This window comes from Chroococcidiopsis cubana SAG 39.79 (assembly GCF_003991895.1).
Lineage (GTDB): Bacteria > Cyanobacteriota > Cyanobacteriia > Cyanobacteriales > Chroococcidiopsidaceae > Chroococcidiopsis > Chroococcidiopsis thermalis.
The window spans coordinates 25,232-50,742 of record NZ_RSCK01000020.1 but is presented as its reverse complement, the minus strand read 5'-3'; the positions used below and the strand labels follow the sequence as shown (position 1 = coordinate 50,742).

Sequence of the window (25,511 nt, the reverse complement as noted above, 5' to 3'; positions counted from 1 at the left end):
AATCATGTTTCGACTTTTCCAGAAAAATTAAGATGGCAGCAGAATTTTACTACAATAAATGCAGATACACATGTTGTATTGTCAACACTGCATCATCTCAAGAACTCAGAATCAGGAACGAACGCGGCGAAGTTTTAGCAGTAGAAAAGGGTAAAACAATCGGTCTTCAAGGTAAGAGAAGGGAAAATTCTAAACGAGTAAATGTTTCTCAACCTTATTTATATAACTTAATCAAAGCTGCTATGAATGCTTTAGAGATAGCAGATAAATCTCGGATGCTGATGGAACAAGAAGCTATGATTGAAAAGCAGAACGAACAAGTCGAACTTCTGAAGCAAGAACTAGAGATTTTTCAGCGAAACAAGATTTTATCGCTAGAACAAGAAGATAAATTGTTGCATTTGCAAAATCAACTCAAAGAGCATGAGTTTTTAGTTGAAAAACAAAAAAAGAAAATTTTAAAACTTGAAGACGCACAAAGTCAGTTTCCACAAACTATTTCTTTAGAAAATGCCGAGAAACAAGTTAAGTCCAAGCTAGGACTTTTAGCGTGGAATTGCTTGCACCCAGCTAGCCAAAGAGATTTACGCAACGCCTACAGATATTACAAAATGATAAAGACAGAAGAGTTCACCACTTCTGCCGATTATTCCGATGCAGGACATCCCTTGGGATTAGTAGCAGAAAGAGAAATTGTTAATCCTTTTTTCAAACAACTTTATCAGTTCTTGTTAACTAAAAACACCTCTGTTAGTTTTTTTGAAAAGACTCCTATTTTGCTAGGAAGCATTAATCTAATCGTTGATGGAGAATACACGCTAGGAGATCTACGAATCTTGTTATCTCAGCAGTGGCAAACTTTTACAAAATTTAGCTTGCAGCAAGAAACGATGCCTAAGACAAATTTATACTACACCGTTGAACGTAGCGATAAAATTAGTCAAGCTGACCGACTGTTAGTGCAACAATTCTTGCGACAATGGAAACATCCCTTATCCTTCTGGTTAGCTCAAAGTTATGCAGCTGCTTCTACCATAGATCAAATAAGAAAATTACGTAATATTGCTGCCCATTCAAATTCTATGCACTTATGGCAGTTTACAGAATTATGGTTTCTGTTGGTCGGTAGTAAAACCCGTAAAGGGGTGTTACAAGAAATCCATCACAATAGCTCTCTCACCAAAAATGTTTGTCATGCAGTAAAAGAGAAAGCAGTAACTTTTAACTATTTTCCGACATACTCAAGTATATAACAGTCATATTCAATTGAGGGAATTTAAGTGGAGGGTGGACAATGCCTACCCTCCTATCTGTTTTCTGTAATTGTCATTTAGCAACTATAATTTGATAACCGACATCAAATTCTGTAAATTCTAAATATTTGCCATATTTTATCTGCCATTCCCCACTCGCTAAATCTGCCTCTAGTTGCTTCACGCCTGTCTCTACTAACTGAGGATCGGTTAAAGCAAAAGCTGACATACTCGCCCGAATTTCAGAATTTAAATACATTTTGGGTTGCTGCCAACCTGCGGCAAGAAACAAATCTGTTAAATCTGGTGGTAAAGGAAAAGGGTAAATATCTACTGTATTTTTAAGATGAGTTTGAATAAACGATACAATATATTCCAGGGGGAAAAATGAGTCTTCATCATATTCCCAAAGAAACGGAAAATAATCATCCAACCAAAAATCTTTTCTAGCTTGAGAGTCATAAGTAAAAAAAGCGATCGCACCCGTCCTGACAACTCGATGTATTTCCAACAAAGCAGCTTCTAAATCTGTAAAATGATGTAGAGACAAAATACAAATAGCTGCATCAACTGAATTATCGGGTAAAGGAATTGCCTCTGCACATCCATCAAACCACTTCACATGAGGATGAGGTATAGCCTGAGAACGCATTACCTCAGAAGGTTCGACAGCATAGACCAAAAATCCTCGTTCTGCGATCGCCCGACTATATCCTCCCGTACCCGCACCAATATCGGCAATAGTGCTGCCAGGTTTCAACTGAAGTGCATTGAGCAAACAATCGACAATGCGACGGTCTGGCAATCGGAATTGAGCGTAGGATTTACCGATAGTGTCGTATGTAGACATAGAAATAAGGATGAAGAGATAAAAATTTTAGCTCTCATCTTACCCTACTCCCGACTCCTGTACGGGCGGGTTGACAAACCCGCCCGTACCGACTCCATAGATAAAAATTCTGCGATCGCTTGGAAAATTCCAGAAAGTCGGCAAAATAGATAACAGGTAAGAAAATCTTAAATTATCTAAACTGTAGTCCAAATATCATTCCTAACTCTGCTAAACAGCGTGGCACATGAATAGTTTGTTTCTATCTCGACTGCATAGCCCAGAACGCCCAGTTATTGTATTTGACGGCGCAATGGGGACGAATTTACAATCGCAAAACCTGACGGCTGAGGATTTTGGCGGTTCTCAGTACGAAGGCTGTAACGAATATCTCGTTCACACCAACCCAGAAGCAGTGGCAAAAGTTCATCGCGACTTCTTCGCTGCTGGTGCGGACGTAGTGGAAACCGATACCTTTGGCGGGACATCCATCGTTTTAGCAGAGTATGACTTAGCGGATAAAGCCTATTATTTAAATAAAACCGCAGCAGAACTTGCCAAGCGGGTAGCCGCAGAATTTTCTACCCCAGAAAAACCGCGCTTTGTGGCGGGTTCGATGGGTCCTGGAACTAAACTGCCAACTTTGGGACACATCGATTTCGACACGATGAAAACGGCTTACGTCGAACAAGCAGAAGCCTTGTATGATGGTGGTGTCGATCTATTCATTGTCGAGACGTGTCAAGACGTACTGCAAATTAAAGCAGCCTTGAATGCGATCGAAGAAGTGTTTGCTAAAAAAGGCGAACGTCGTCCTTTAATGGTTTCCGTAACGATGGAATCGATGGGGACGATGCTAGTCGGAACGGAAATTAATACCGCGCTAACAATTCTGGAACCCTATAAAATTGACATTCTCGGTCTGAACTGCGCCACGGGACCAGACTTGATGAAGCCGCACATTAAATATTTGTCGGAACACTCACCTTTTATCGTTTCCTGTATTCCTAACGCGGGTTTACCGGAAAACGTCGGCGGACAAGCACATTATCGCCTTACACCGACAGAACTGCGGATGCATTTGATGCATTTTGTGGAAGATTTGGGTGTCCAAGTAATCGGGGGTTGCTGTGGGACACGTCCAGCACACATTCAACAACTGGCTGAAATTGCTAAAGAATTAAAACCAGGGGTGAGAAATCCGCAACTAGAACCCGCAGCAGCATCAATTTATAGCACTCAACCCTACGAACAGGATAACTCTTTCCTGATTGTTGGGGAACGCTTAAACGCCAGTGGTTCTAAAAAGTGCCGCGATTTACTCAATGCTGAAGATTGGGACGGATTGGTATCGATGGCAAGGGCGCAGGTTAAAGAAGGCGCGCACGTCCTCGATGTTAACGTGGATTACGTGGGACGAGATGGCGAACGGGATATGCACGAATTAGTGTCCCGTTTGGTGAATAACGTTACTCTACCTTTGATGCTGGACTCTACGGAATGGCAAAAGATGGAGGCGGGGTTAAAGGTGGCTGGGGGTAAATGCATCCTCAACTCTACCAACTACGAAGACGGGGAAGAAAGATTCCTCAAAGTTTTGGAATTGGCGAAAAAGTATGGTGCTGGTGTCGTCATTGGTACGATTGACGAAGATGGAATGGCACGGACGGCAGATAAAAAGTTTGAAATTGCCCAGCGTGCCTACAGACAAGCAGTAGAATACGGCATTCCTGCCCGCGAAATCTTTTTCGATACTCTCTGTTTGCCAATTTCGACGGGGATTGAAGAAGATAGAAAAAATGGTAAGGCGACAATTGAAGCGGTGCGTCGCATTCGCCAGGAACTACCAGGCTGTCATATTATGCTGGGTGTTTCCAACGTTTCCTTTGGTTTGAACCCAGCAGCGCGGATCGTACTCAATTCCATGTTTCTACACGAAGCAATGCAGGTAGGAATGGATGGGGCGATCGTCAGTGCAAGTAAAATCTTACCATTAGCGAAGATTGAGGAGAAACATCAAGAAGTTTGCCGTCAGCTGATTTACGACGATCGCAAGTTTGAAGGTGATGTTTGCGTTTACGATCCTTTAACTGAGTTGACGACGCTATTTGAAGGGGTGACAACAAAACGCGATAAAGGTGTAGATGAAAATCTTCCGATTGAAGAACGCCTCAAACGCCACATCATCGACGGCGAACGGATTGGTTTAGAACAAGCTTTAGCCCAAGCCATGAAGCAATATCCACCTTTGGATATTATCAATGTCTATCTACTTGATGGCATGAAAGTTGTCGGCGAACTGTTTGGTTCGGGACAAATGCAACTCCCCTTCGTGTTACAGTCGGCGGAGACGATGAAAGCAGCCGTAGCTTATCTCGAACCCCACATGGAAAAGTCGGAAGGTGGTAACAGCGCCAAAGGAACCTTTATCATTGCCACTGTGAAGGGTGATGTCCACGACATCGGTAAGAATTTGGTAGATATCATCCTGTCAAACAACGGCTACAAGGTGATTAACCTGGGAATCAAGCAGCCTGTAGAAAATATCATCAATGCCTACGAACAGCACAAAGCTGATTGTATCGCTATGAGTGGCTTGTTGGTGAAATCCACCGCTTTCATGAAAGAGAATTTGGCGACGTTCAACGAAAAAGGAATTACCGTTCCGGTAATTTTAGGTGGTGCGGCACTCACACCTAAGTTTGTTTATGAAGATTGCCAAAATACTTACAAAGGCAAAGTCGTTTACGGCAAAGATGCGTTTTCCGACTTGCACTTCATGGATAAATTAATGCCAGCGAAGGCTACAAGTCAATGGGATGACTTGCAAGGCTTTTTGGGTGAATTAGCCGACACAGAAGTCAATGGGAACGGACACAAAGAACCTACTGTAGATTCATCTGTACGGGCGCACAGCAGTGCGCCCCTACCGACAGAAATTGACACCAAGAGATCCGAAGCGGTAGCAGTAGATATAGAACGTCCCGCGCCGCCTTTCTGGGGGACAAAGCTATTGCAACTACAAGATATTCCTTGGGATGAGATTTTCTGGCATTTAGATTTACAGGCTTTAATTGCCGGACAATGGCAATTCCGCAAGCCGAAGGAACAATCTAAGGAAGAATATCAAGCTTTCTTAAATGAGAAAGTCTATCCAATTCTAGAAGATTGGAAGCAAAAGATTGTTGCCGAAAATCTCTTGCACCCACAAGTGATTTATGGGTATTTCCCCTGTCAGTCAGAAGGAAATACATTGTATGTCTACAATCCAGAAAACCACGCCGAACAAGTAACATCGTTTGAATTTCCCAGACAAAAATCCTTACGCCGTCTGTGTATTGCTGATTTCTACGCGCCAAAGGAGTCGGGAATTATCGATGTTTTCCCCATGCAGGCGGTGACGGTAGGACACATTGCTACAGAATACGCTCAAAAGCTATTTGCAGCCAATCAGTATACAGACTACCTCTACTTCCACGGGTTAGCCGTGCAATTAGCAGAAGCTTTAGCAGAGTGGACACACGCCAGAATTAGGCGCGAATTGGGGTTTGGGGCTGAAGAACCAGATAACATTCGGGATATGCTGGCGCAACGCTATCGCGGTTCGCGCTACAGCTTTGGTTATCCCGCCTGTCCGAATATTCAGGATCAGTACAAGCAACTGGATTTGTTAGAGACGAAGAGGATCGATTTGTATATGGATGAAAGCGAACAGCTTTATCCCGAACAATCTACCACTGCCATTGTGACCTATCACCCAGTCGCAAAATACTTTAGCGCTTAAATTCAAGGGAACGGGGAACGGTTTTGTCCTGTTGCCCGTTCCCCGTCCCCTGTTCCCTCCCAGAGGACAGCCGTTGTACCTGGAGTTATACCCACTAGATCGATACGTTTAACCATTAAGCCAAGGCAATGTTAATACATTGCTGCTGTTGTTAAACCAGACTGAAAAATTTTCATCGCTATTGAGAACTTCTATGGCTGTTGTGATTGTCGCGTAGGTCATATCAATTGCCTTCCAGTAATACCTTTCATTCCGATCTTTACGTCTATTAACACGTTAGGTTTTAGTGTTATGACAGTTTAGAGGTTGTCTGAGAAGTAGTTTTTCAGGTACTTCAGTTCGTTCGGTATTCGTTCATTACTGCTAATGCTTGTAACAAAGAATTCTGCCTATTGGTTGAGGAAAAGTACGCCAGCGTACATAAACATGGAATTCAGACAAAAGGTCTTTCATGTCGCTCCTACCAGCCGTTCCTACTGCAACGCTAGTTGGTAGGAATTTTCTTAGGTGCGTACATTACTGGTTGATGGTGGAATCGTTGCAGGATTACGCGGATAGCCCTGACACAATGCTATTGCTCTAATTACCTAAAACATCGGAACGCTTGAAAGCCCAGTCTCTTCAGAGCTGGGATGAAAAGCGAAGCTTAGTTTTAACTAACCATCTCTCTTGTTTATATCTTAATATTTGGAATCATCACTTTGTTGTATATTAATTAACTAGGAGGTGATGCTAATTGTACGGATGTCAACAAGTTTTACTGCACCCAGATAGCGAGTTAGAAGCAATTCTGGAATTCATTTGCAAAACCGCAAATTCTTTGACTAACTGCGGTATATATTTTGCTCGACAGATGTACTTCAAAGCTAAAACAATTGTTGGCAAGTTCGACTTGGAATCAGAATACAAAACCAATAAACATTTCAAGGCGTTGCACTCACAAGCAGCCCAACAAGTGTTAAGATCTGTCTCCGAATCATTCGAGTCATTTAAGAAGTTGAAATCTGCGTTTAATCGAGGAGAAATTGCGGATAAGCCTAGACCAGCGAAATATCGCAAATCGGGAGGTTTCGCGCTTGTCTCTTATCCCAAGCAGGCATTAAAGCTAATCAATAACCAAATACGTATTCCGCTTGGAAAATAAGTTAAGTGTTGGTTTGGTCTTGACTGCTTCTTTGTTCCGATGCCGTCAAATCTAATGAGAGATGGCGGGGGGAAACATTCCTCCCGCCACTCTCTCAAGTTTGCAGACATTAAGGAACTACGGATACTGCCAAGAAATCGGTGTTTCTACGTCGAGTTTGTCTACAAAACTAATGTTATCGAAGTGGATGTAGACCCGAACAATGCATTAGGTATTGACCCAGGAATCTCGAATTGGCTGACTTGTACTTCCAGTGTTGGTACTAGCTTTATTGTTGACGGTAGGCACATCAAATCACTCAATCGCTGGTACAACAAGCAAGTTTCCACGCTCAAAGAAAACAAGCCTCAAGGCTTTTGGTCTAATCGGTTGGCGGCTATCACTGAAAAGCGCAATCGACAGATGAGAGATGCGATAAATAAGGCAGCAAGATTAGTCGTCAACCACTGCATTGAACATCGTATCGGTACGATAGTATTTGGCTGGAACCAAGGACAACGGCAAGAGATAAAATTGGGTAAAAACAATCAATCTTTTGTGCAAATTCCAACCGCAAGACTCAAAGAAAGAATTAGCCAATTCTGCCAACAGTACGGCATAAGGTTTGTTGAAATAGAGGAAGCGAATACCTCTGCCGCGTCATTTTTGGATAACGATACTCTCTCCAAACATGGTGAAAAACCCACAAACTGGAGAGCGTCAGGAAAGCGAGTTAAGCGCGGATTGTACCGAACAGCTAATAATTGGTACGTTAATTGCGATGCTCAAGCGGCAGCAAATATTATTCGTAAAGTAAGCAGAACGCTTGGTTTAGACCTAAGCCGACTGTGTAGGGGCGCTTTGACTCGTCCCCAGAGAATTCGTCTCTGGTCAGCTAAATTGAAACGCGAAGTGGCGCGTCTTTAGACCGTCATGAAGCAGCAGTTTAGAATCCCCTCGGCTTCAGCCAGGGGAGAAGTCAACCATCACGAACCAGTGTATTTTGCCCCGATGGAACGATGGATCGAGAATGGCGATTTGGACTTCGTGCAAGTCCGTTACTCGATCGCTCAACGTGCAGCCGAAGAGAGAATTCTACCAGCAGCAGCAAAGCAATGCGAGGAGAACTACCCGATCGAGCAATGCGCGATCGCATGGTAAAGCACATGGAGAGCATTCCTGGTTTTGACAAACTAACCCAAACATCTTGGTATCCAGGTAAGCAGTTTGCTGGATTGGTACGCCTACCAAATCCCCGTCCCATTGGATGAGACAGTTATAGGGATGGTAATTGGTAGTTGGTAGTTGGTAATTGACAGTCAACAGGAGCGCGATCGCGCTCCTAGTGGCAACAGCTAAAATTTAAAATTGTGTAGTTTGCCTTTTTAATATTATGAGCGATCGCATTGAAGAAGTCCGTGAATTTTGGAATTCAGTTGCTGATGATTGGGACATACAAGTAGGAGATGACGGAGATAGCAACCGTCGTTTGAACTCCGATCCGGTTTTATGGAATTTTGTCGGAGATGTTCGAGAGCTTCGGATTCTAGATGCTGGATGCGGAACAGGCTATCTTAGTAGGAAATTGGCAAGTCAAGGAGCTATAGTAACGGCGATCGATCTATCCGAGAGGATGATTGAAATAGCTCGCGAAAAAGCTAATCAAAACGGTCAAAATATCAACTTTCATGTAGATAACTGCGAGACGATGGACAGTCTTGAAGATAATTTTTTTAACGCGATCGTTTCCAACTACGTTCTCATGGATGTGCCAGATCTTGAAAACACGATGAGAGCCTTCAATCGAGTATTAAAAGTCAATGGCATCGCAGTTGTGGTATTTTCCCATCCATGTTTTCCTCAAAGTAGAGCAATTGTTATTGAAGATGGAGAATCGCTTTATCGTTGGAGCTTTGCTTATTTCGAGCCGCAAAAATGCGTCGATCCACCCTGGAAGCATTTTACGTCAGAATTTATTTGGTTTCACAGACCGCTTTCCGATTACTGGAAAGCATTCAGGAATGCAGGATTTGAAATAACTGACTTTGAAGAGCCAAGAATCACCGAGCAGCAATTTCATTTAGCTGAAACTGAAAAAGAGATAAAAAATGCTCAAAACCGCCCATATTCAGTAGCATTCAAATTACAGAAAATCTAACCGCGATCGCGCCCGAATTGACGATCGAAATGTCGGCGATCGCAATTTTTCCTATCATTTCATATGAAATCTATCTGTAAATTTTCTCGGCTGGGTATGGCTATTGCCCTTCTCCCACTCGCGGCTAGCTGTTTTCCTCTTTCTAGTAGCAACAGCTCAATACCTTTTACTTTGGCATCGCCCGATCGCTCTACCAGTTCATCAGAAAATTCTGCAACCCTCAATACTGCTCAGGCAACCGAGCAAGATATTTGGACGCAAATGCGACAAGGAACGGGCTATGCAGTATTGTTACGCCATGCTCAAACAGTTCCCGGAACTGGCGACCCACCAGGGTTTCGACTGGATGATTGCTCGACTCAGCGCAATTTATCCGCCGCAGGTAGAGACCAAGCGGTACGGATTGGCAGAGTATTTCGCGATCGCAACATTCCAATTACCCAAGTTCTTTCTAGCCAGTATTGTCGCTGTTTGGAAACTGCCAAGTTACTCGACTTGGGTGCTGTCCAACCTTCTCCAATGCTCAATTCCATCTTTGAAGACCGTACCACTGCAACTCAACAAACGCAGCAGGTTCGCCAACAGATAATCAAACATCGAAACACCCCAGGAGTCATAATAATGGTGTCGCATTTCGCCAATATCAGCGAACTCAGTAGTATAGGTTTGCAGTCGGGTGGAGCCGTTGTCATGCGAGCCAATCAGCAAGGCGAACTAAAAGTTGTCGGACAAATTCAGCGCGATGGTAATGGGTAATTGGTAACTGGTAACTGGTAACTGGTAACTGGTAACTGGTAACTGGTAACTGGTCACTGGTCACTGGTCACTGCTCCCTTTTAAAGTCTGATACTGTGCCTCATCAATTTTGCCTGCTTCATATAAAGTTTGGGTAATTTCAGAAATTTTTAGCACGGCATGGGCGCGATAGCCATTATCTTTGAGCCTATCTCTTACCCCTTCTTCATGATCGATAAATACAACAATATCTTCTACATTTAAACCCGCCGATTTTAACTTTCCCGCTCCTTCTATTGCACTTTTACCGCTAATCAGAATGTCATCAACGACTACAACTGTCTCCCCTGGCTGAAAATGTCCTTCAATAACTCTCCTCGTTCCGTGGGCTTTAACTTCCTTGCGGGGAAAAATCATCGGGTAATTCATTCGCAATGCCAAGCCTGTAGCAGTGGGTAAGGAACCGTAGGGAATTCCAGCAATGCGATCGAAGTTTAGATTTTGTAGGATTTCTGCATAAGCGTTGAGAACTTGCTCGAAAACTTGGGGATTAGAAATAATCGTGCGTAGATCGATATAGTAAGGAAATTCTGCCCCCGATGCCTGTACGTAGTTACCAAAGATAATGCAGCCAAGATCGTAGAGTTGCAAAATTAATTGGGTGTGGGGGTGTTGTTGCAACAAACAAACATTGGGAAACCACACGTCACACTGAGAAGCACTTTTAACAGCTGCGGTTCTAGCTTGCTCTACTTCTTGTCGCAAAGCTTGAATCTGAGTCGCTGGATTCTTTTGACTCAAAAAATCTTGAGGTACGGGAACGAGTAATCCGCTACCGTTGGAATTTAAACCTGCGGCTAATAATTGAGGTAGATTACTTGCTTGCGCCCAAATACTCCGAGCCATAATCGTTCTTTCGGGAGTAATTGCCCGAATTTTGGCTAGCACGTCAGGGGAAGTGGTTCCAACTTCTAAACAGACTTGTTCGGGAGTCCCCCAGATTTTCGCTTCTTTCACTATTTGTAAGTAAAAGGGAGATTCAGGCGAAGGATATTGCTGTAATGCGATCGCCCCAGGATTAGAAGTACAGCACAATATAAATATTCCCTTGCCGGGATAAACCAAAAATGGCGCGACGCAATCTTGCCCAGGATAAGGACTGAGGGTGACAGCATCGACTCGCCAGCGCTCGAATACTGTTTGGGCAAAAATTGTACTAGTGTTGAGGTCGCTGTGTTTGGCATCCAAAATGATTGGTATGTTTTCAGGTATAGCTTTGAGCGTCCGTTCTAGCAACTCTATGCCTGGGACACCTAAAGCCTGATAAAAGCCTAAAGTCGGCTTATAAGCGCAAATTAAATCTGTCGTTTGAGCGATGACAAATTGCAACCAGTCCCCTAAATCATCGATAATACTCTTCTCAGACCGATTTGAATTTTGGCTTGGCATCATTTCAGGATTTGGATCGAGTCCGAGAAACAGCAAACTCTGATTGCGGGCGATCGCAGCGTTTAATTTATCGAAAAATGTCATAGACAGTTATCAGTTATCAGTAAAGAGTGGTGCGTGGTGCGTGAAACGCTTGTGACTTGTGACTTGTACTTGCTCCGCTCCCTTGTCTCCCTTGTCTCCCTTGTCTTCCTTGTCTCTCAATGTCTCTCATGTCAGTTTTCAAAAAATGGCGATCGCGGTTGAGGCAATTTTCGCTGAAAAATAGATTATTTGCCCCTTTGTATCTTAGTTGTTTGCTACTGATTCTATTCCTTATCGTACAAGGTTCTCTGAATCTACTATTAGAAAATCTCCATCAGCAAGCCTTTGGTTGGGTGACTCATTCTTTACTGGTAGAACAGAAAACGGAACAGATGTTGAGTCATGCTTTAGATCAACAGACTTCGATTCGAGGCTATTTAATTACTAAAGATAAAGAATTACTTGATAATTACGATCGCGCTAATAATGCTTTTCATAGTAGTTTTAAATCTTTAGAAAAATTGACAAAAGGAGATCAAAGCCAACTAGAGCAGCTCCAAGTCATTGAATCAATTCATACAATTTGGCAGGATAGTTTTGTGCAAAGTGTCATAGCTGGTACTGCGAGTAAGACTTATCTACCTGGAAAGATTTTATTCGATCCCATGCGCGATGTTGTCAAAACTATGTTGCAGCATGAAGAAAAAATCCTGTCTCAGCGCCAGCAGCAATTGCAGCAAATTAACCAGATCAAGACTGCGCTGGAAGTCTTCAACGTCTTCATAGCTAGTGTTGGAGTTAGCTGGAATTTATGGTTGTTACGCAAGCGGGTAGAAATTCCCCTACGCCATTTAACTCAAGTCAGCCAAGCTTGGCGGGCTGGTAAGCTGGAAATTCGGCTCGGTTATACTACATCAGATGAGATCGGACGGTTGGCTAGCGTACTCGATGAGATGGCAGCAGAAATTCGTCAGCGTCAAGAATACAGTCAAATGCGTAACCAACAGCTAGAAGATTTAATCTCTGCACTGTCTCATGACTTGCGCACGCCTTTACTCGCCACTCGCAATACATTGCGCCCGATGTTGAATGGGGCTTTTGGTTCTGTTGACGAGACTTGGAGAGAAATTCTAGAAGAGTATCGCCAATCGAACGAGCAATTGCTGAAGTTGGTAGATAATTTGCTGGATGTATCTCGTTATGAAGCTGGTGGCGGACAGCACTTAAACTGGGAACCCTTAGATTGGGTAAAGATTTGCTCTCAGGCTGTGGAGCTGATTTGTCAAATTCACGCTCGCCAGCTTACTCCCACTATTTACATCGCTGCCTCACTCCCTACAGTCTACGGCGACCAGTTAGAAATTCAACGAGTGGTGCAAAACTTATTAGATAATGCCGCACGGGTTAGCCCACCAGATCAAGAGATTACAATCAAAGTCAGTTTGTTAGGAGGCGATCGCATCAAAGTCTCGGTTCGCGATCGAGGTCCTGGAGTCCCACCCCACGAAAAAGACAAACTCTTCCACCGCTTCATTCAAGGGAGAGGTAGGCGGGGTGGTGCAGGATTGGGTTTATATCTCTGCCGTCAGATCGTCGTTGCTCACAGAGGTACGATCGAAGTGGATAGTCAGCTAGGTGAAGGCAGTACCTTTTGGTTTACCCTGCCAGTTTCTTTGACATTTGATGGGGAAGCGGGAGTCGGTACGGGCGGGTTTGGAAACCCGCCCGTACAGAAGTCGGGAGTCGGGGGAGTATGAAACTAGTAATGAGCAGGTCTCAGGTAGAGGGTGTGGTACGAATTTTATTAGTCGAAGATCATGCTTTGATGCGTCGAGGGATGAAAGGACAGTTTGCCCTCGAACCCGATTTTTGTGTCGTGGGAGAAGCTGCTGATGGCAGGGTGGCAGTTCAATTAGCTGCCGAGTTAGAACCAGATGTCGTATTAATGGATATCGATCTGCCCGTGATGGATGGGATCGCGGCAACTCAACAAATCAAAAGCGATCGCCCCACGACGCGAATACTCGCCTTAAGTGCTTTTGATAATGATACTCAAGTAATGGGCATGTTAGCCGCAGGGGCTGATGGCTATTGTCTCAAAACAATTGAATGGGAACAACTGCTAGCTGTAATCCAGTTAATTCAAACTGGTGGCGCTTATCTCGACCCGCAAATAGCCCGCAAAGTGGCACGGATGCTCAAGCCTAATCCGGTAATTCCCGTCAAAGAACAGTATTCCACCATCTCACCTATTCCAGTTCTCAGCAGCCGCGAACGAGAAGTTCTCAAACTAATTGCTGAAGGATGCTCGAACCAAGAGATTGCCCAACAACTATTTCTTTCCCTGGGAACGGTCAAGTCTTACGTGCGGATGATTCTCAATAAACTGAGCGTTGACGATCGCGTTCAGGCAGCAGCTTTAGCCGTGCGCGAAGGACTAATTTAAATTACGTGAATTAAATTACACGCATGACATTTTCAATTGAAATCTTGTAGTGTTTGCCGCAACATCTTTGCTAACTCTGCCGGATTAGACGCAATCGGCAGCTTGAAATTTGCCTCTAGTTCAGACCACAAAATAAAAGGCTTGTCTGTCTGAAGATAGAGTTGTTCTGGGGCGGGCAGACATATTATGAGGATGTCTGGATCGAACAGAGTTATCTCCTCACCAGTAGGAACCCCATAGTAAGGTAAGACTTCTACCATTTGTTCGAGACAGTAGCGGCTCACACGTTGTACTGTTGCAACAAGTCTACCGAGAATCATGACCCGGCAAGGCTGCTTGTTATCGCACAATTGATGCAGAAATTCAGTCACGAACAAGTATTTTTTTATTTAATAGAAAGTTTGTTAACTTAATCACCCTAAACTGGATAACTTTATTTACGCCTCCATCAAGTGGATATCCAGGTGGATATTTTTTTTTAGTGAAGAATGCAGCCTACAAGTATCCACTGGGTAGTTTTTCCCAAACTGTATCTAGCAATACTGTATTAATGCTTAACAGAATTAGGGGTTTCGGACAGTAGCTGTGGATACAACAGAACAGGTTTATCAACTCATCAAGCAATGGTGTTTTGCAGGCGATCGGTTTCAGGCGGGTGCTACTTTACGCCAGATTGCCGTCATTACTGAATGTTTGCCAGAAGTACCCGAACAGTTAACAGACAAGCAGCTTAAATACATTGTGCGATGGATACAGGAAAATCACCCAAATGCTTACTTGTGGGCAATGGGTCAACGCTGTGTCGGTCATCCAGCCGCAGTCTGGGGTATGGGCTTACCAAATTTAGATTCAGTGATGCCGAGAATTGCTAGTAGTTTCTGAGCGAAAATCATGTCTGTAAATGCACTACTTTCACCAGTTGAATATTCTTTAGACGTTATCAAACACGAAGTCTTACATCTAGTACAGAAAGGAATTATTAGCCGTAGGCAACCAATGTACGTCCTCTGTGAATACATCCCAGCTAGAGATTGGACGGCTTTTGAGCGAGAATTGGAAAAACACGAGTACAACTTGCGCGATCGCATTGCCGATCTGCTCGATTGCGAACGCTGGGAAAATGATTAAACGCATGGCAAAGGACTAGGGTAGGACTAGGAAGGCGATCGCAGGGTAAAGAGAGAAAATTACTCTCGATCTATATTCCCTAGTTCCGAACGCCGAACATAAGATTTTATCTATTTACATTAGATTATTTATATACAGCGATTTCCACTCTAATGCATTACATCTGTAGGGGCGCACAGTTGTGCGCCCCTACAGATCTGTGTACTTCATCTGCTTGAAAACTGCTATATATCTATTCTCAGCTAGATAAGGCAAACAGATTTGTAGAGGCGTACGTATGTGCGCCTTGTTATATATTGCCAACAATTATTAAGTAGAAAAGTCAGGCTCATGCACTCTAGCTTAGGGAAGAATAAAACAAGCTTAGGTAGTGAAAAACTTCTTTCTTGAGATACTGTGTGCTGATGTTTTAGATAGCTAGATTATATATATGAAATCACAATAAGCTGCATTAGCAATCGATCCTGCTAAAACGCTTGCAATACAAAGATAATTTGCTATTTTTGAATTAGGAAAGCAAATAAGTTTTCTCTATCAATTCAACGCAATTTCGAGGGAGAAAAGTTAGCGATCGCGCTTTCTAATTCTGCGTGTCAATTTTCCAGAAGTTAATCGCCGCTAGGCAATGTCTTTGTATTTTTAACGCCATACATTAAGAAGAGCGTGAGGAAGGTAGCTTACATATGATTCAGGTTGTCAGTTTAATTTCCCTTGTAGTAGAAGCAAGCATTTCACACAAGTCCCGTCCATCGATCGCATTTACATTATCTCCAATGAAGTCTTTGAAACAAAGGATAGATACTTTTGAGATTGCTCACCCCCAAGTTGCAAAATTAATTGCGAAAACTATTCCAGCGCAATGTCCTTTTGAGCGAGATATTATTCTATTCGGTCATAAAGTAGGACACATTCCTCCTCTATGCAAACTCAACCCCCTATACGAGCAATTGGTCGGTTTGAGATTTCGTGCTTTATGTTACCTTGCCGACTGCTGCGGTGAAGACATTCAAGCATACTGTTAAAGAAGTCAGCAGTCAGCAGTCAGAATTAACTGACAACTGATAACTGACAATTGTTCATCGCGTTTGCTGACTGAGTAACTTCATCGCAATTTCTAAGCTCGATTTCATCCGATTGAAAGAAGCTGCAAGGATGCCAATTTCATCATTAGAATTTTGCTCGAAATCTGCACTCATTTCTCCCGTGCTAACTCGCTCTGCGGTTCTAGACATTTTCCTAATTGGCTGAATTACAGAGCGTTTTAAGAAGAAGTTCAGCCACAATACGACGATCGCAAAGATTCCAAACAATATCCCCATAACTAGAGATAAAGAGCGTCTAGAACTCTCAAAAATCTCGCTCGAAGGTACAGAAATAACTTGTGCTGCTACAATTTCATTGAGTTTCCAACCAAAACCCCATTCCGAGCCATAGGTAGCAATTTGGCTTTTAGGTGCTGCTTCTGGGGTAGAGTGACACCGCAAACAGCTTTCTTTTGTTATCGCTAATGGTCGAGCAATGTAAAAGACTTCTCCGCCTGGTAAATTGCGAAAACCAGAAATTTCTTTAGTGTTTGATTCGTTGCGGAAACGCTCGACAATTTTAGCTTCAAAAGCATCGGCTTTATCACGTAAGTTGGTAGGATTAAGCGTGGCTTCTTTATAAAAGAAGTTTCGATACTCTTCGTTTTTACGCAAGTTTTCAAAGACTTCCGTAGCGGAGTAAGCTGGCACTGTTTCAGGAATAAAGACTGGTTCGGTTTCGAGTTTAGGTGCGAGTAATGGGTTGACACGCTCGTTGGTATATGTCCTAACCGCATTCATCGCTTTGATCAGAATTGCTGCTTGAGAACTAACTTCCCTTTCGGCTCTCTGTTCGAGTACCTTGGAGAGTGCCGCACCACTGATGATAATCCCACCGATGAAAACTACGACCAACATTAAGCTAAATTTGGCAGTAAGCTTAAGATTTTTTAACATTTTGGCTTGTAAGTAGAGATTTATTTTACGATGGTAAAAGAAGTGTATATAATGCTACTTAAAATTATAAATTGTTTTCATCTTTTCCCCTAAGTGGAGATCGCACCTCATCGATCCAGCAATACTATTCAACTACAGCTGGGTGAAAATGAATTCCAGATATTCGCGTCGTCTCTTTTTACTTCAATTATTTTTCTTAGCAGCTTGCGGTTCGCGATCGCTACAAGGTGAGGGAGAAGAGTTAATTATTGGTACAGTTAGCTACTCTGAAGGTCAACAGACGCTCAGTCAGTACGATCGCTTGATCAATTACTTAGGCGAGAAGACTGGTTCGTTGGTGAGGCTAGAGCCTGCCTTTAATGAGAATAAAGCCATAGAACGAATTCGCAATCGCTCTTGGTCGTTGGTGTTTGCTCCTCCAGGCTTAGCTGCGATCGCCATCACCCAGCAGCAGTACCGTCCCCTGTTTACCTTGGAAGGAGTTCAAAACTTACGCTCGATTTTGGTTGTTCAAGAAAACAGCCCCATTCGATCTCTGAAAGACTTAGCAAATAAAACAGTAGCCTTGGGTCAACCTGGTTCGGCAACGGGATTTTATTTACCTATTTATAATCTGTATGGCTTAACTTTAGCAGAAATTTTATTAGCGCCTACACCAAAAACTATATTGAGTTTGGTAGCTGAAGGTAAAGCCGATGCGGGGGCGCTTTCTCAAAGAGAATTTAATGCTTATAAGACGCAATTTCCTCAAATTTCTTTTCGCGTTTTATACAACGATCCCCACAGCGTACCATTGGGATCTGTTTTAATTTCGCCAACTATCGAACGCAATCGCCAAGAATTTATTCGTCAAATTTTAAGCGAAGCTGCTTCCGTTTTAGCCCAAGAAACAGGTTACGTTCCTACAGGTTCGATTCCAGATTATCGCTACATGATTTCTGTAGTCGAGCGTGTCAAAAGCATTTTTCCCTACGAACTACAACCAGGAAGCGCGCAATTGAAACCCGCACGGTTGTTTAAAGGGTAAGTGGTTGTTGGGAAGTGAGTGGCAAGTAGTGACTAGTGGGGAGTTGGTATTAATTGGCGGAAGTGTATATGCGATCGCGATCGCTTGGACGCGGCTATACTTGGGAGTTCATTATCAAGCGCGATATTTTAGCAGGATGGATGGTTTCAGTCGCTTGGGCAATTGGAGTTAGCTTTCTGGTCAGACTCAAGCGGACTGCGGCGATCGCTCCTCGCGCCGAACAGCCAAAAAATGAAACTACCTTACTACCCGAAGAACGTGGGGAAAAGTCGTAAGTCACAAGTCATTCTCCCTGCTCTCTGTTAATCTCTAACCTTTGAGACAGGAAAGGCGAGCGCCAAGATTGTTACGTTTTGGTTGTGATAGTTAGCACTTGCTCACAGAAATTGTCATATTTTGATAGATTTTTCTATCGAAAGTTTTGATATATTAGTCTATCGAAACCTCTAGTTAAGAGGAAAAAAGAGTTTATGGCTTTTGAACTGCAATCTCTACCCTACGCAAACGACGCTTTAGAACCTTACATAGACACGCAAACTATGCAGATTCACCACGATCTGCATCATGGAACTTACGTAAACAATTTAAATACAGCACTGCAATCGCAACCAGATTTACAGAGCAAAAGTATTGACGAATTGATTCGCGACCTGAATTCATTACCCGAAGCAGTTCGTACTCCTGTCCGCAATAATGGTGGCGGACATTTCAATCACTCGATCTTTTGGACATTGATGGCTCCTAATGCTGGCGGAGAACCCACAGGTGCGATCGCCCAAGTCATCAGTGATAATTTTGGCGATTTTGAAAACTTCAAAACTCAGTTTAACGATGCTGGTACAAAGCGCTTTGGTAGCGGCTTTGTGTGGCTAGTCCGCTCGGCTGGTGGCAAGTATGAGATTGTCAGTACGCCCAACCAAGATAATCCTTGGACGGACGGACACTTCCCAATCATGTGCAACGATGTTTGGGAACACGCATACTACCTTAAATATCAAAACCGTCGGGCTGAGTACCTCAAGCAGTGGTGGAATACAGTCAACTGGAGTGAGGTCAACAACCGTCTATCGACAGCGCCATAATGTAGCTAGTTAGGTAGAAAAGATCCCCCCTAGCCCCCCTTAACAAGGGGGGAATCAATTCCTTATAAAAAAGTGAGGAATGAACGTCCTTCTAGAAGAGAGGAAACAAATGCCCCCTTTTTAAGGGGGTTGGGGGATCGAAATCTCAAACTGTTGCCCCCTTAAAAAGGGGGTTGGGGAATCGAAATCTCAAACTTCTAGTGCGTAACTCCTGCTTGTAAAATTCAAAATCTCATATCGCTCGGATGTCTCTATGGTTCCAGCTAATTTCGTAGAGCGTAGAAGCTGCGATCGCATTTTTTCTCATCGAAAAATCATTTCTCTCGGTGTAATCGCAGTTATTCTCTATACGGTGGTAGGTTTCTGTCTTGCCAGTCTCAAGATTAATTTGGGCTTTTGGTCTATAGGAATTCTGTTCTATCACTGGCAGCTAGCAAACTTAGTCGGTGTAGCTAGCAGTCGGTATCGACAAAACGGTTCGATCGCCTTGACGGGATTAGTGGGTACGGCGATCGCCTACCTCGTCCAGCAGGCAAAATCGAGCTTGTTGCCCTATCACTGGTTGGCAATTGGTCTAGTGGCAACGATTAATTCTTATGTGATGACGGCAATCGCGCTGAGGTATTGGCAAAAACTAGGAGCGATCGCATTTACAACAGCAGTAGCATGGTTGGGCTTATTGTTGGGATGGATAGCATATAACTATCCCGGCGTTTCTTAAGCTAAGTTAAAATTTGCGTTAATCTAGGTTTGATAGCCCAGTAAGCCTATCTACCTGGCATGAATGATGCGATCGAGCGGGTAAGGGTCAAAAATCAGATTTTATCTGTTATCAAAATGCACGGCTCGCAAACGGCTGTGGATTTAGCCACTAAGTTGCAGGTTTCACCTATGGCAATCCGCCAGCATATGCAAACTCTTCAAGATGAGCAATTAGTCACTTATAGCGAGCAAAAGCAAGCGGTTGGTCGTCCAGTCAAGTTTTGGCAATTAACAGAGAAAGCCAACGCGCTTTTTCCCAACCATCACGCCGATCTGGTAGTGAAATTAATTGAGGGAGTCCGCAAAGTATTTGGCGAAGCTGGGTTAGGAGTATTAATTGGCGAACGTACCCAAGCTCAAATTCAAACATACTCGGCGCAGATGCAACACGCTCAAAACTGGCGAGAACGAGTGGCAATTCTGACTCAACTGCGGACTCAAGAAGGGTATATGGCAGAGATAATTGAAGAGTCACCAGGAGTCTTGTTACTGGCGGAAAATCATTGTTCGATTTGTGCTGCTGCTCAAAGTTGTTCGCAATTGTGCAGTTCAGAATTGCAAGTGTTTGAAACTTTGCTTGGTTCTGATGTTAACGTCGAACGAGTCGAGCATATTTTAAGTGGCGATCGCCGTTGTGCTTACCGCATTTCTAGTTGTAACTGAGACAAACTACTCACTACTCCTGTACGGGCGGTTTACCTGAAATCTCTGTGAATAGCAAAGTTGCTTGGTAAACCCGCCCCTACGATTCACGACTTACTGATACTGCTAAATGCTTTAATAAAGTTGCCTGTGACAAAGGTGCTTGCAGGTGACTCCAGGGTAAGACTTGTTCGTGCGACCAATTGCGAAACACGTAGAATTCTAAATCGGGTATTTGTCCGCGTAACTCTTTAAAAGCGCGGCGATAGCTACCGAGACTGTCACCGTAGTTGCGCGTCAATTCCAACAGGCGGGATAAACGGCGATCGCCTCTCGATATTAAAGCCTGAATCACCGACCAGTTATAGCTTTCGGGACGAAAATCAATCCCTTGGGGTTTGAGGTGTTTCTGTAAATATTGCAAGCGCTTCTCGGCTTGGGGATTGACTCCATACCACTGAAACGGCGTGTGTGCTTTGGGGACAAACGTACTGCATCCCAGGGTTAACCTTAATCCTGGGGCAGCTTTTTTGAGCGATCGCATCATTTTAACTGTTTCCTCCAGATCTTCGGGTTCTTCCCCAGGTATGCCCACCATACCGTAAAGTTTCAAGCTACTCAGTCCTCCCGCTTTGGCATTTACCGCTGCTTGGACGATCTCATCGTTATGCAGTTTTTTGTTAATAATTTGACGCAACCGTTCCGAACCGCTTTCTACAGCAATGGTGAGCGATCGCGTGTCTCTTTTTGCTAAAGTCTGTGCTAGTTCTACTGTGACGGTATTTGTCCGCACCGAGGCAATGCTCAAACGGATATCATCGTATTTTGGTTGACTTAAATAAGCTAATAAATCATTAAATTCTGGATGTTGGGTAACGGATGCCCCTAATAAGCCTATCCTGTTTGTAACTGTCAGTCCTCGTTCGATCGCGGGAATCAGAGAACCTTCCAAACTTGCCGTGCGAAAAGGTAGAGTCAGATAGCTAGCCAGACAAAAGCGGCACATTTCAGGACAACTGCGTACCACTTCCACCATAAAAATATTTTCCCACGCTGCTTTTTCAGTCACAACCGTAGAAGCAGATAGAGTATTACCTCGATAAGTTTGCTTTTCTATCTGATGGGGAATATCTGGCGCAATTGGTTTAATAGATTGGATACAACCTGTAGGGTCTTCATACGTCACTTCATACAAGCTGGGAAGATAGATTCCTGGTACTTGTGCTAGGTGATGTAATTTAGTTTTTCTATCGGCTGTCCGAACTTGTTTGTAAGCTGAAATAAAATTTCCTAATAAATTTTCTCCATCTCCCAACAGAATCACGTCAAAAAATTCCGCGAAGGGTTCGGGGTTAGCCGTCAAAACAGGACCACCACCAAATACTAGGGGATCGCTGTCAGTGCGATCGCTGGTATGAATTGGAATGGAGATAGATTCTAATAGACTCAGAATATTAACATAATCCAATTCCCACGAACAAGAAAAGCCGACTAATTCAGGCTGACGTGGCAGCGGTTCGGATATATCTGTAAATAAGCGACTGACATCAACATCAGCACGCATTGCCAAAGTTGCCCATACGACTTGATATCCCAAGCTGGTAATTCCTACGGTGTATTCGTTAGGAAAGGCGAAGATAGCGGGGATCGCATCGGATTCTGGAGTTGTTGGGGTAAATAGTAGGCGTTCGGCAGAAAATACAGAGGTGCGGGAGTCGAGAGTCGGTAGGGGCGGGTTTCTAAACCCGCCCGTACGGGAGTTGGGAGTTGGGTAATTCATGGAATGACATTTGTAGGGGCGCACAGCCGTGCGCCCTTCCAAGGGTGCGGGAACAAGTTTGAATTATTTAGCTATCTATATCTAATTTTAAGACCTAAAATTATATTGTTCTCTATGATTTGGTAAAAGACAAATAACCGATCGAAAACAATGCAACCCGATCTAATCAATTTGTATATTACCAGAGATGAATTGCAACAGCTCGCTGGTATGAGCAGAAGAGACTGGAAAGCATACGATACCTTAAAAAAACCAGACAACATCCAAATTATTATTTTGCCAGGATATCTAGAGCAAGTTTTTTTACTAGGTTGGGGATTAATTCCACTTTATTACTTATACAAATCGCAGCGTCCTTGCTAGTACTAGCATGACGAAAGCTGCCAGTAACGCCCCCACCACAATACTAAAAATTGCCGCATCAAAACTACCAGTCACCGCTACAATCGAGCTAGGAATCAGCGAACCGCCAACACCACCAAACAGGACAGAAAGCCCGTTGTACAGCCCTGTTCCCGCACCAACTCGGTGTGGAGGTAACAAGCGATGTTTTTCTAATTTACGCATCAACTCTTATCGCAGCAGACGAATGCCGTTAAAACACCCTCTTTTCAATTGAATTTTATCGGCGATCGAGTAATACGGACAACGATCTGAAAACTGACCTTTTCTAACTTAACCAACCTATTAAATACCTGAACTTATTTATATCGACAACACTCGATATATCAAAGAACATACTGAAAGCACAAATTAATTGTCCTGTTAATGCTGAAAACTTATTCGTTTAGTCGTCGCTCTCTATTATTATTAATATTCGGTTTACTACTAGCATTTTTCATATCAGCAGCTCAGATCGCAACAGCACATGCCACAGCGATTAAAGTTAATGCGATCGAGAAGAGCGGCTTACATCAAACACTCGTGCAAGCAAATCCAGATAATCTTGATGAAAATTCGGTAGAACTAATCATCAGCGATATGCAGGGTCAGCATGAAGGTAAGATGCGCGGAGTACCAGCATCATATGACTGGTCGCAAACTCCAAGAGTCAAGTTAGGTAACAATCCTGGAGAATTGCAAGCACTAATTGGATGGGGGATCGTCAACGAAGCTGCCGAGGGCAATCCAGCTGCAAATACTCGTGTCGAGCTAGGAGAAATTCACACCTATCTACTACAAAAAAGTAACAACCGATGGTTGGCTTTGCAGAGTTCTATTCCTGTAGGAGCTGCATATAGGGAAGACTTTGCAGGAGGCATCAATATTCCTGCGGATATTCGGCAGGAGCCACAAGGCACTATCTCAGTGACAGCGGGCAATGGATATAATTTTCATTTTTGGTCCAGAAACAGAGCAGGAATAGATCCAAATGATATCGCAGGTGTGTTTACAACGTTTAGAGCCAGATTAATTCTCGATAACCCTAGTCAGCCAGACGATCGCGATATCGCGCGATATCTTGCTCTAGCTGGAGCCGATTATTGGACAAATGTTTGTTCGTCCAGTGGTGAAAGAAATGCAGATGCTGCGATCGGCAAAGCCAAGTATGTTACGCGAGAATGGAAATATTTCAACATGACAACAGCATCTCCAGAAGTTCTCAGAAACAATCCTCCTCCACTGGAGTAGCAGATTTTGACGCATTGGCGTTAGGAACTAGTGCCAATGCCTATAGAGGCTCTGTAAGTCTCAAGCGTGGATTTTTCACGTCCACGTTTGAGCAGAAGCCTGTACAGTAGGAAGCTTGCGATCTTCTCGCAGGTAGTTTACGTTAGCATATGTCAAATTTGTTTTGGCGCTGTTGCCAGGAGGCAAAACTATGGCTCAGATCGTAGACTCCTTACCTGATGAGTACCAAAAGCGCATTCTGTGCAACTATAAGAATGCAACAAGTGGAATTCAAATTGCACGGATTACGAATATTCCTCACTGGTACTTGGAGCGAGTTATATTTCCCGGTCAGCACTTGCTATTTGAGGCAATCCCAGAAGCGCAGTTAGAGATCCATAGTGCTAAGATAGCTAGCGCTATTCCTGCTGACACCATTCTTTGCGAACAACTCCAAGTTGATGCAGGCGAAGAAAATAACTAGATCGAGATCTGCTCTCACGCTCGAAGCAGCACTACAGGCTGGCATGGCACGGTTGATAAAGGGCGCGTCCTGCACCCTTTATTCAACTTAAGAGAGTTGAACAGCACTTAAATAGTTATTCAGCGTAATGTTTTAATTGGCTCGGCAGGTATTCGCTCTTTCCTTGACTCGGCAAAGAAACTAGAGTAGAAAAAACCTGCTAGGACTGCCCCTAAAATTGGAGCTAGCCAAAACAACCAAAGTTGAGCAATATGCTCCAAGCCAGCAAAAAGTGCTGGACCCGTGCTGCGAGCAGGGTTGACTGAGGTATTAGTTACAGGAATACTAATTAGATGAATTAAGGTCAGTGCTAACCCAATAGCAATGGGAGCAAAACCTTGGGGAGCGCGGCGATCTGTTGCCCCTAAAATCACCATCAAGAACATGAAAGTCATCACGACTTCGGTTAAGAAGCAAGCTGCTAAAGAATAACCACTGGGTGAATGTGTACCGAAACCGTTGGTTGCCAATGGGTTTGAGCCTGCAAGAGTGAAGCCCGCCTTACCGCTAGCAATTAGATAAACAACTCCCGCACCCGCGATCGCACCTATGACTTGGGCAATGATATATGGCAGTAGTTCAGAACCAGGAAATCGCTTGCCAGCCCAGAGTCCGAAAGTTACAGCTGGGTTGAGATGGCAATCAGCAACGTGTCCTAATGCGTATGCGATCGTCAGAACTGTCAAACCAAAAGCGATGGATACACCAACTAGTCCGATCCCTAGTGGAAATGCTGTCCCTTCACCTAGTTTTGCTGCATCTGCTGTAAATGCTGCTGCAAGTACTGCACTACCACAACCGCCGAAAACCAGCCAGAAAGTCCCAATAAACTCTGCAACGCACCTTTTTGTAAGTGCCATGTTCATCTATTCCTCACAGTGAGTAAAAAGTTTTTTACGCAACAGATAAAGACAAACTTTTGATTGAGAAGTGAAGCTTCTTCCCGATCGAAAACGAGTTTGTATTGTATCGTTTTATGCTAGATGCAAAGTAGCTAGAGTATTGCCCTACCTCACATTGCATTCATAAGTTAGAGGACAGATAACATACCTGTTTCCGTACGCTCTACGCTTGAATTGAACACACTTTACACTTAATTGAAAGTGAGTTTTATCTATCAAAGGAGATGCTCCAAAAGTAGTACTAATGAATGCAGTAGCCGCTTCTAGCCAGTTT

The 25,511-nt window shown here is 43.6% G+C and carries 27 protein-coding genes and 1 pseudogene; 20 read left to right on the top strand and 8 right to left on the bottom strand.

Features of this window, described 5'->3' with window-relative positions:
- The first annotated feature begins 32 nt into the window (after positions 1-32).
- Positions 33-1,253: a hypothetical protein gene (locus DSM107010_RS14690; RefSeq protein WP_106167047.1), complete on the top strand. Its 1,221-nt coding sequence runs from the start codon at positions 33-35 to the stop codon at positions 1,251-1,253.
- A 73-nt stretch (positions 1,254-1,326) separates the two neighbouring features.
- Here the strand turns inward: DSM107010_RS14690 and DSM107010_RS14685 are convergent, their stop codons facing one another.
- A complete protein-coding gene (locus DSM107010_RS14685; RefSeq protein ID WP_106167048.1) occupies positions 1,327-2,103 on the bottom strand; it encodes a class I SAM-dependent methyltransferase in 777 nt (258 codons plus the stop codon).
- A gap of 39 nt (positions 2,104-2,142) precedes the next feature.
- Positions 2,143-2,295 carry a hypothetical protein gene (locus DSM107010_RS38435; RefSeq protein WP_158631787.1) on the bottom strand — a complete coding sequence of 51 codons (153 nt, stop codon included), beginning with the start codon at positions 2,293-2,295 and terminating at the stop codon, positions 2,143-2,145.
- Between the two features lie 34 nt (positions 2,296-2,329).
- Here DSM107010_RS38435 and metH point away from each other — a divergent pair, with 34 nt between their 5' ends.
- From metH to DSM107010_RS14660, 6 genes and pseudogenes are all read left to right on the top strand, one after another.
- Positions 2,330-5,866, top strand: a complete 3,537-nt coding sequence (metH, locus tag DSM107010_RS14680) for a methionine synthase (protein ID WP_127023256.1) — start codon at positions 2,330-2,332, stop codon at positions 5,864-5,866.
- Between the two features lie 736 nt (positions 5,867-6,602).
- Positions 6,603-7,916, top strand: a pseudogene (locus tag DSM107010_RS14675) (RNA-guided endonuclease InsQ/TnpB family protein).
- A 6-nt stretch (positions 7,917-7,922) separates the two neighbouring features.
- On the top strand, positions 7,923-8,150 hold the full coding sequence (locus tag DSM107010_RS39620) for a hypothetical protein (RefSeq protein ID WP_041462436.1): 228 nt from the start codon (positions 7,923-7,925) through the stop codon (positions 8,148-8,150).
- Entirely contained in the window at positions 8,105-8,260 is a 156-nt protein-coding gene (locus DSM107010_RS39615; protein ID WP_199755550.1) for a hypothetical protein, read from the top strand. The genes DSM107010_RS39620 and DSM107010_RS39615 overlap by 46 nt, the downstream gene beginning before the upstream one ends.
- Positions 8,261-8,382: 122 nt before the next feature.
- Positions 8,383-9,147, top strand: a complete 765-nt coding sequence (locus DSM107010_RS14665; RefSeq protein WP_106165946.1) for a class I SAM-dependent methyltransferase — start codon at positions 8,383-8,385, stop codon at positions 9,145-9,147.
- Positions 9,148-9,210: 63 nt separating this feature from the next.
- The gene (locus DSM107010_RS14660) at positions 9,211-9,903 is read left to right on the top strand and encodes a histidine phosphatase family protein (RefSeq protein WP_106165945.1); all 693 of its coding nucleotides are present in this window, start codon (positions 9,211-9,213) and stop codon (positions 9,901-9,903) included.
- A gap of 60 nt (positions 9,904-9,963) precedes the next feature.
- On the opposite strand, the gene DSM107010_RS14655 is transcribed toward DSM107010_RS14660, so the two are convergent.
- Positions 9,964-11,415, bottom strand: coding sequence for a bifunctional orotidine-5'-phosphate decarboxylase/orotate phosphoribosyltransferase (locus DSM107010_RS14655; RefSeq protein ID WP_106165944.1), 1,452 nt, complete (start codon positions 11,413-11,415; stop codon positions 9,964-9,966).
- Positions 11,416-11,543: 128 nt separating this feature from the next.
- Here DSM107010_RS14655 and DSM107010_RS14650 point away from each other — a divergent pair, with 128 nt between their 5' ends.
- Positions 11,544-13,112, top strand: coding sequence for a sensor histidine kinase (locus DSM107010_RS14650; protein WP_106165943.1), 1,569 nt, complete (start codon positions 11,544-11,546; stop codon positions 13,110-13,112).
- An 8-nt stretch (positions 13,113-13,120) separates the two neighbouring features.
- Positions 13,121-13,801: a response regulator gene (locus DSM107010_RS14645; RefSeq protein WP_041463027.1), complete on the top strand. Its 681-nt coding sequence runs from the start codon at positions 13,121-13,123 to the stop codon at positions 13,799-13,801.
- A 32-nt stretch (positions 13,802-13,833) separates the two neighbouring features.
- Here DSM107010_RS14645 and DSM107010_RS14640 read toward each other — a convergent pair whose 3' ends face one another.
- Positions 13,834-14,085, bottom strand: coding sequence for a hypothetical protein (locus DSM107010_RS14640; protein WP_127023253.1), 252 nt, complete (start codon positions 14,083-14,085; stop codon positions 13,834-13,836).
- Between the two features lie 301 nt (positions 14,086-14,386).
- Here DSM107010_RS14640 and DSM107010_RS14635 point away from each other — a divergent pair, with 301 nt between their 5' ends.
- The 3 genes from DSM107010_RS14635 (at position 14,387) to DSM107010_RS14625 (ending at position 15,951) form a co-directional block, all read left to right on the top strand.
- Positions 14,387-14,683 (top strand): hypothetical protein, encoded by a 297-nt coding sequence (locus DSM107010_RS14635; RefSeq protein ID WP_015154263.1) that lies wholly within the window; start codon positions 14,387-14,389, stop codon positions 14,681-14,683.
- A 9-nt stretch (positions 14,684-14,692) separates the two neighbouring features.
- A complete protein-coding gene (locus DSM107010_RS14630) occupies positions 14,693-14,929 on the top strand; it encodes a DUF4327 family protein (RefSeq protein WP_015154262.1) in 237 nt (78 codons plus the stop codon).
- Positions 14,930-15,702: 773 nt separating this feature from the next.
- Positions 15,703-15,951, top strand: a complete 249-nt coding sequence (locus tag DSM107010_RS14625; protein WP_199197493.1) for a Mo-dependent nitrogenase C-terminal domain-containing protein — start codon at positions 15,703-15,705, stop codon at positions 15,949-15,951.
- A gap of 54 nt (positions 15,952-16,005) precedes the next feature.
- Here DSM107010_RS14625 and DSM107010_RS14620 read toward each other — a convergent pair whose 3' ends face one another.
- Positions 16,006-16,908 carry a c-type heme family protein gene (locus tag DSM107010_RS14620; RefSeq protein WP_015154260.1) on the bottom strand — a complete coding sequence of 301 codons (903 nt, stop codon included), beginning with the start codon at positions 16,906-16,908 and terminating at the stop codon, positions 16,006-16,008.
- 148 nt (positions 16,909-17,056) lie between these two features.
- Here DSM107010_RS14620 and DSM107010_RS14615 point away from each other — a divergent pair, with 148 nt between their 5' ends.
- The 5 genes from DSM107010_RS14615 to DSM107010_RS14595 all read left to right on the top strand — a co-directional run bounded on the left by DSM107010_RS14615 (position 17,057) and on the right by DSM107010_RS14595 (position 20,442).
- Positions 17,057-17,935, top strand: coding sequence for a phosphate/phosphite/phosphonate ABC transporter substrate-binding protein (locus DSM107010_RS14615; protein ID WP_106165941.1), 879 nt, complete (start codon positions 17,057-17,059; stop codon positions 17,933-17,935).
- Positions 17,936-17,988: 53 nt separating this feature from the next.
- Positions 17,989-18,210: a hypothetical protein gene (locus DSM107010_RS39610; RefSeq protein WP_199755548.1), complete on the top strand. Its 222-nt coding sequence runs from the start codon at positions 17,989-17,991 to the stop codon at positions 18,208-18,210.
- Between the two features lie 195 nt (positions 18,211-18,405).
- Positions 18,406-19,017, top strand: a complete 612-nt coding sequence (locus DSM107010_RS14605) for a superoxide dismutase (protein ID WP_015154258.1) — start codon at positions 18,406-18,408, stop codon at positions 19,015-19,017.
- A 253-nt stretch (positions 19,018-19,270) separates the two neighbouring features.
- A complete protein-coding gene (locus tag DSM107010_RS14600; protein ID WP_015154257.1) occupies positions 19,271-19,738 on the top strand; it encodes a hypothetical protein in 468 nt (155 codons plus the stop codon).
- A gap of 59 nt (positions 19,739-19,797) precedes the next feature.
- Positions 19,798-20,442, top strand: a complete 645-nt coding sequence (locus DSM107010_RS14595) for a helix-turn-helix transcriptional regulator (RefSeq protein WP_106165940.1) — start codon at positions 19,798-19,800, stop codon at positions 20,440-20,442.
- A 79-nt stretch (positions 20,443-20,521) separates the two neighbouring features.
- Here DSM107010_RS14595 and DSM107010_RS14590 read toward each other — a convergent pair whose 3' ends face one another.
- Positions 20,522-22,201, bottom strand: coding sequence for a B12-binding domain-containing radical SAM protein (locus tag DSM107010_RS14590; protein WP_106165939.1), 1,680 nt, complete (start codon positions 22,199-22,201; stop codon positions 20,522-20,524).
- 150 nt (positions 22,202-22,351) lie between these two features.
- Between DSM107010_RS14590 and DSM107010_RS14585 the strand changes: the two genes are divergently transcribed.
- Complete coding sequence (locus tag DSM107010_RS14585) at positions 22,352-22,564, top strand: hypothetical protein (RefSeq protein WP_106165938.1); 213 nt, start codon at positions 22,352-22,354, stop codon at positions 22,562-22,564.
- Here the strand turns inward: DSM107010_RS14585 and DSM107010_RS14580 are convergent.
- Positions 22,538-22,768 carry a hypothetical protein gene (locus DSM107010_RS14580; RefSeq protein WP_106165937.1) on the bottom strand — a complete coding sequence of 77 codons (231 nt, stop codon included), beginning with the start codon at positions 22,766-22,768 and terminating at the stop codon, positions 22,538-22,540. The genes DSM107010_RS14585 and DSM107010_RS14580 overlap by 27 nt on opposite strands.
- A gap of 201 nt (positions 22,769-22,969) precedes the next feature.
- On the opposite strand from DSM107010_RS14580, the gene DSM107010_RS14575 reads away from it, so the two are divergent.
- Both DSM107010_RS14575 and DSM107010_RS14570 read left to right on the top strand, forming a co-directional pair.
- The gene (locus DSM107010_RS14575) at positions 22,970-23,833 is read left to right on the top strand and encodes a hypothetical protein (RefSeq protein WP_106165936.1); all 864 of its coding nucleotides are present in this window, start codon (positions 22,970-22,972) and stop codon (positions 23,831-23,833) included.
- Between the two features lie 190 nt (positions 23,834-24,023).
- Entirely contained in the window at positions 24,024-24,296 is a 273-nt protein-coding gene (locus tag DSM107010_RS14570; RefSeq protein ID WP_106165935.1) for a DUF1830 domain-containing protein, read from the top strand.
- A 119-nt stretch (positions 24,297-24,415) separates the two neighbouring features.
- Here the strand turns inward: DSM107010_RS14570 and aqpZ are convergent, their stop codons facing one another.
- Complete coding sequence (aqpZ, locus tag DSM107010_RS14565) at positions 24,416-25,195, bottom strand: aquaporin Z (protein WP_106165934.1); 780 nt, start codon at positions 25,193-25,195, stop codon at positions 24,416-24,418.
- Positions 25,196-25,511: the final 316 nt, after the last annotated feature.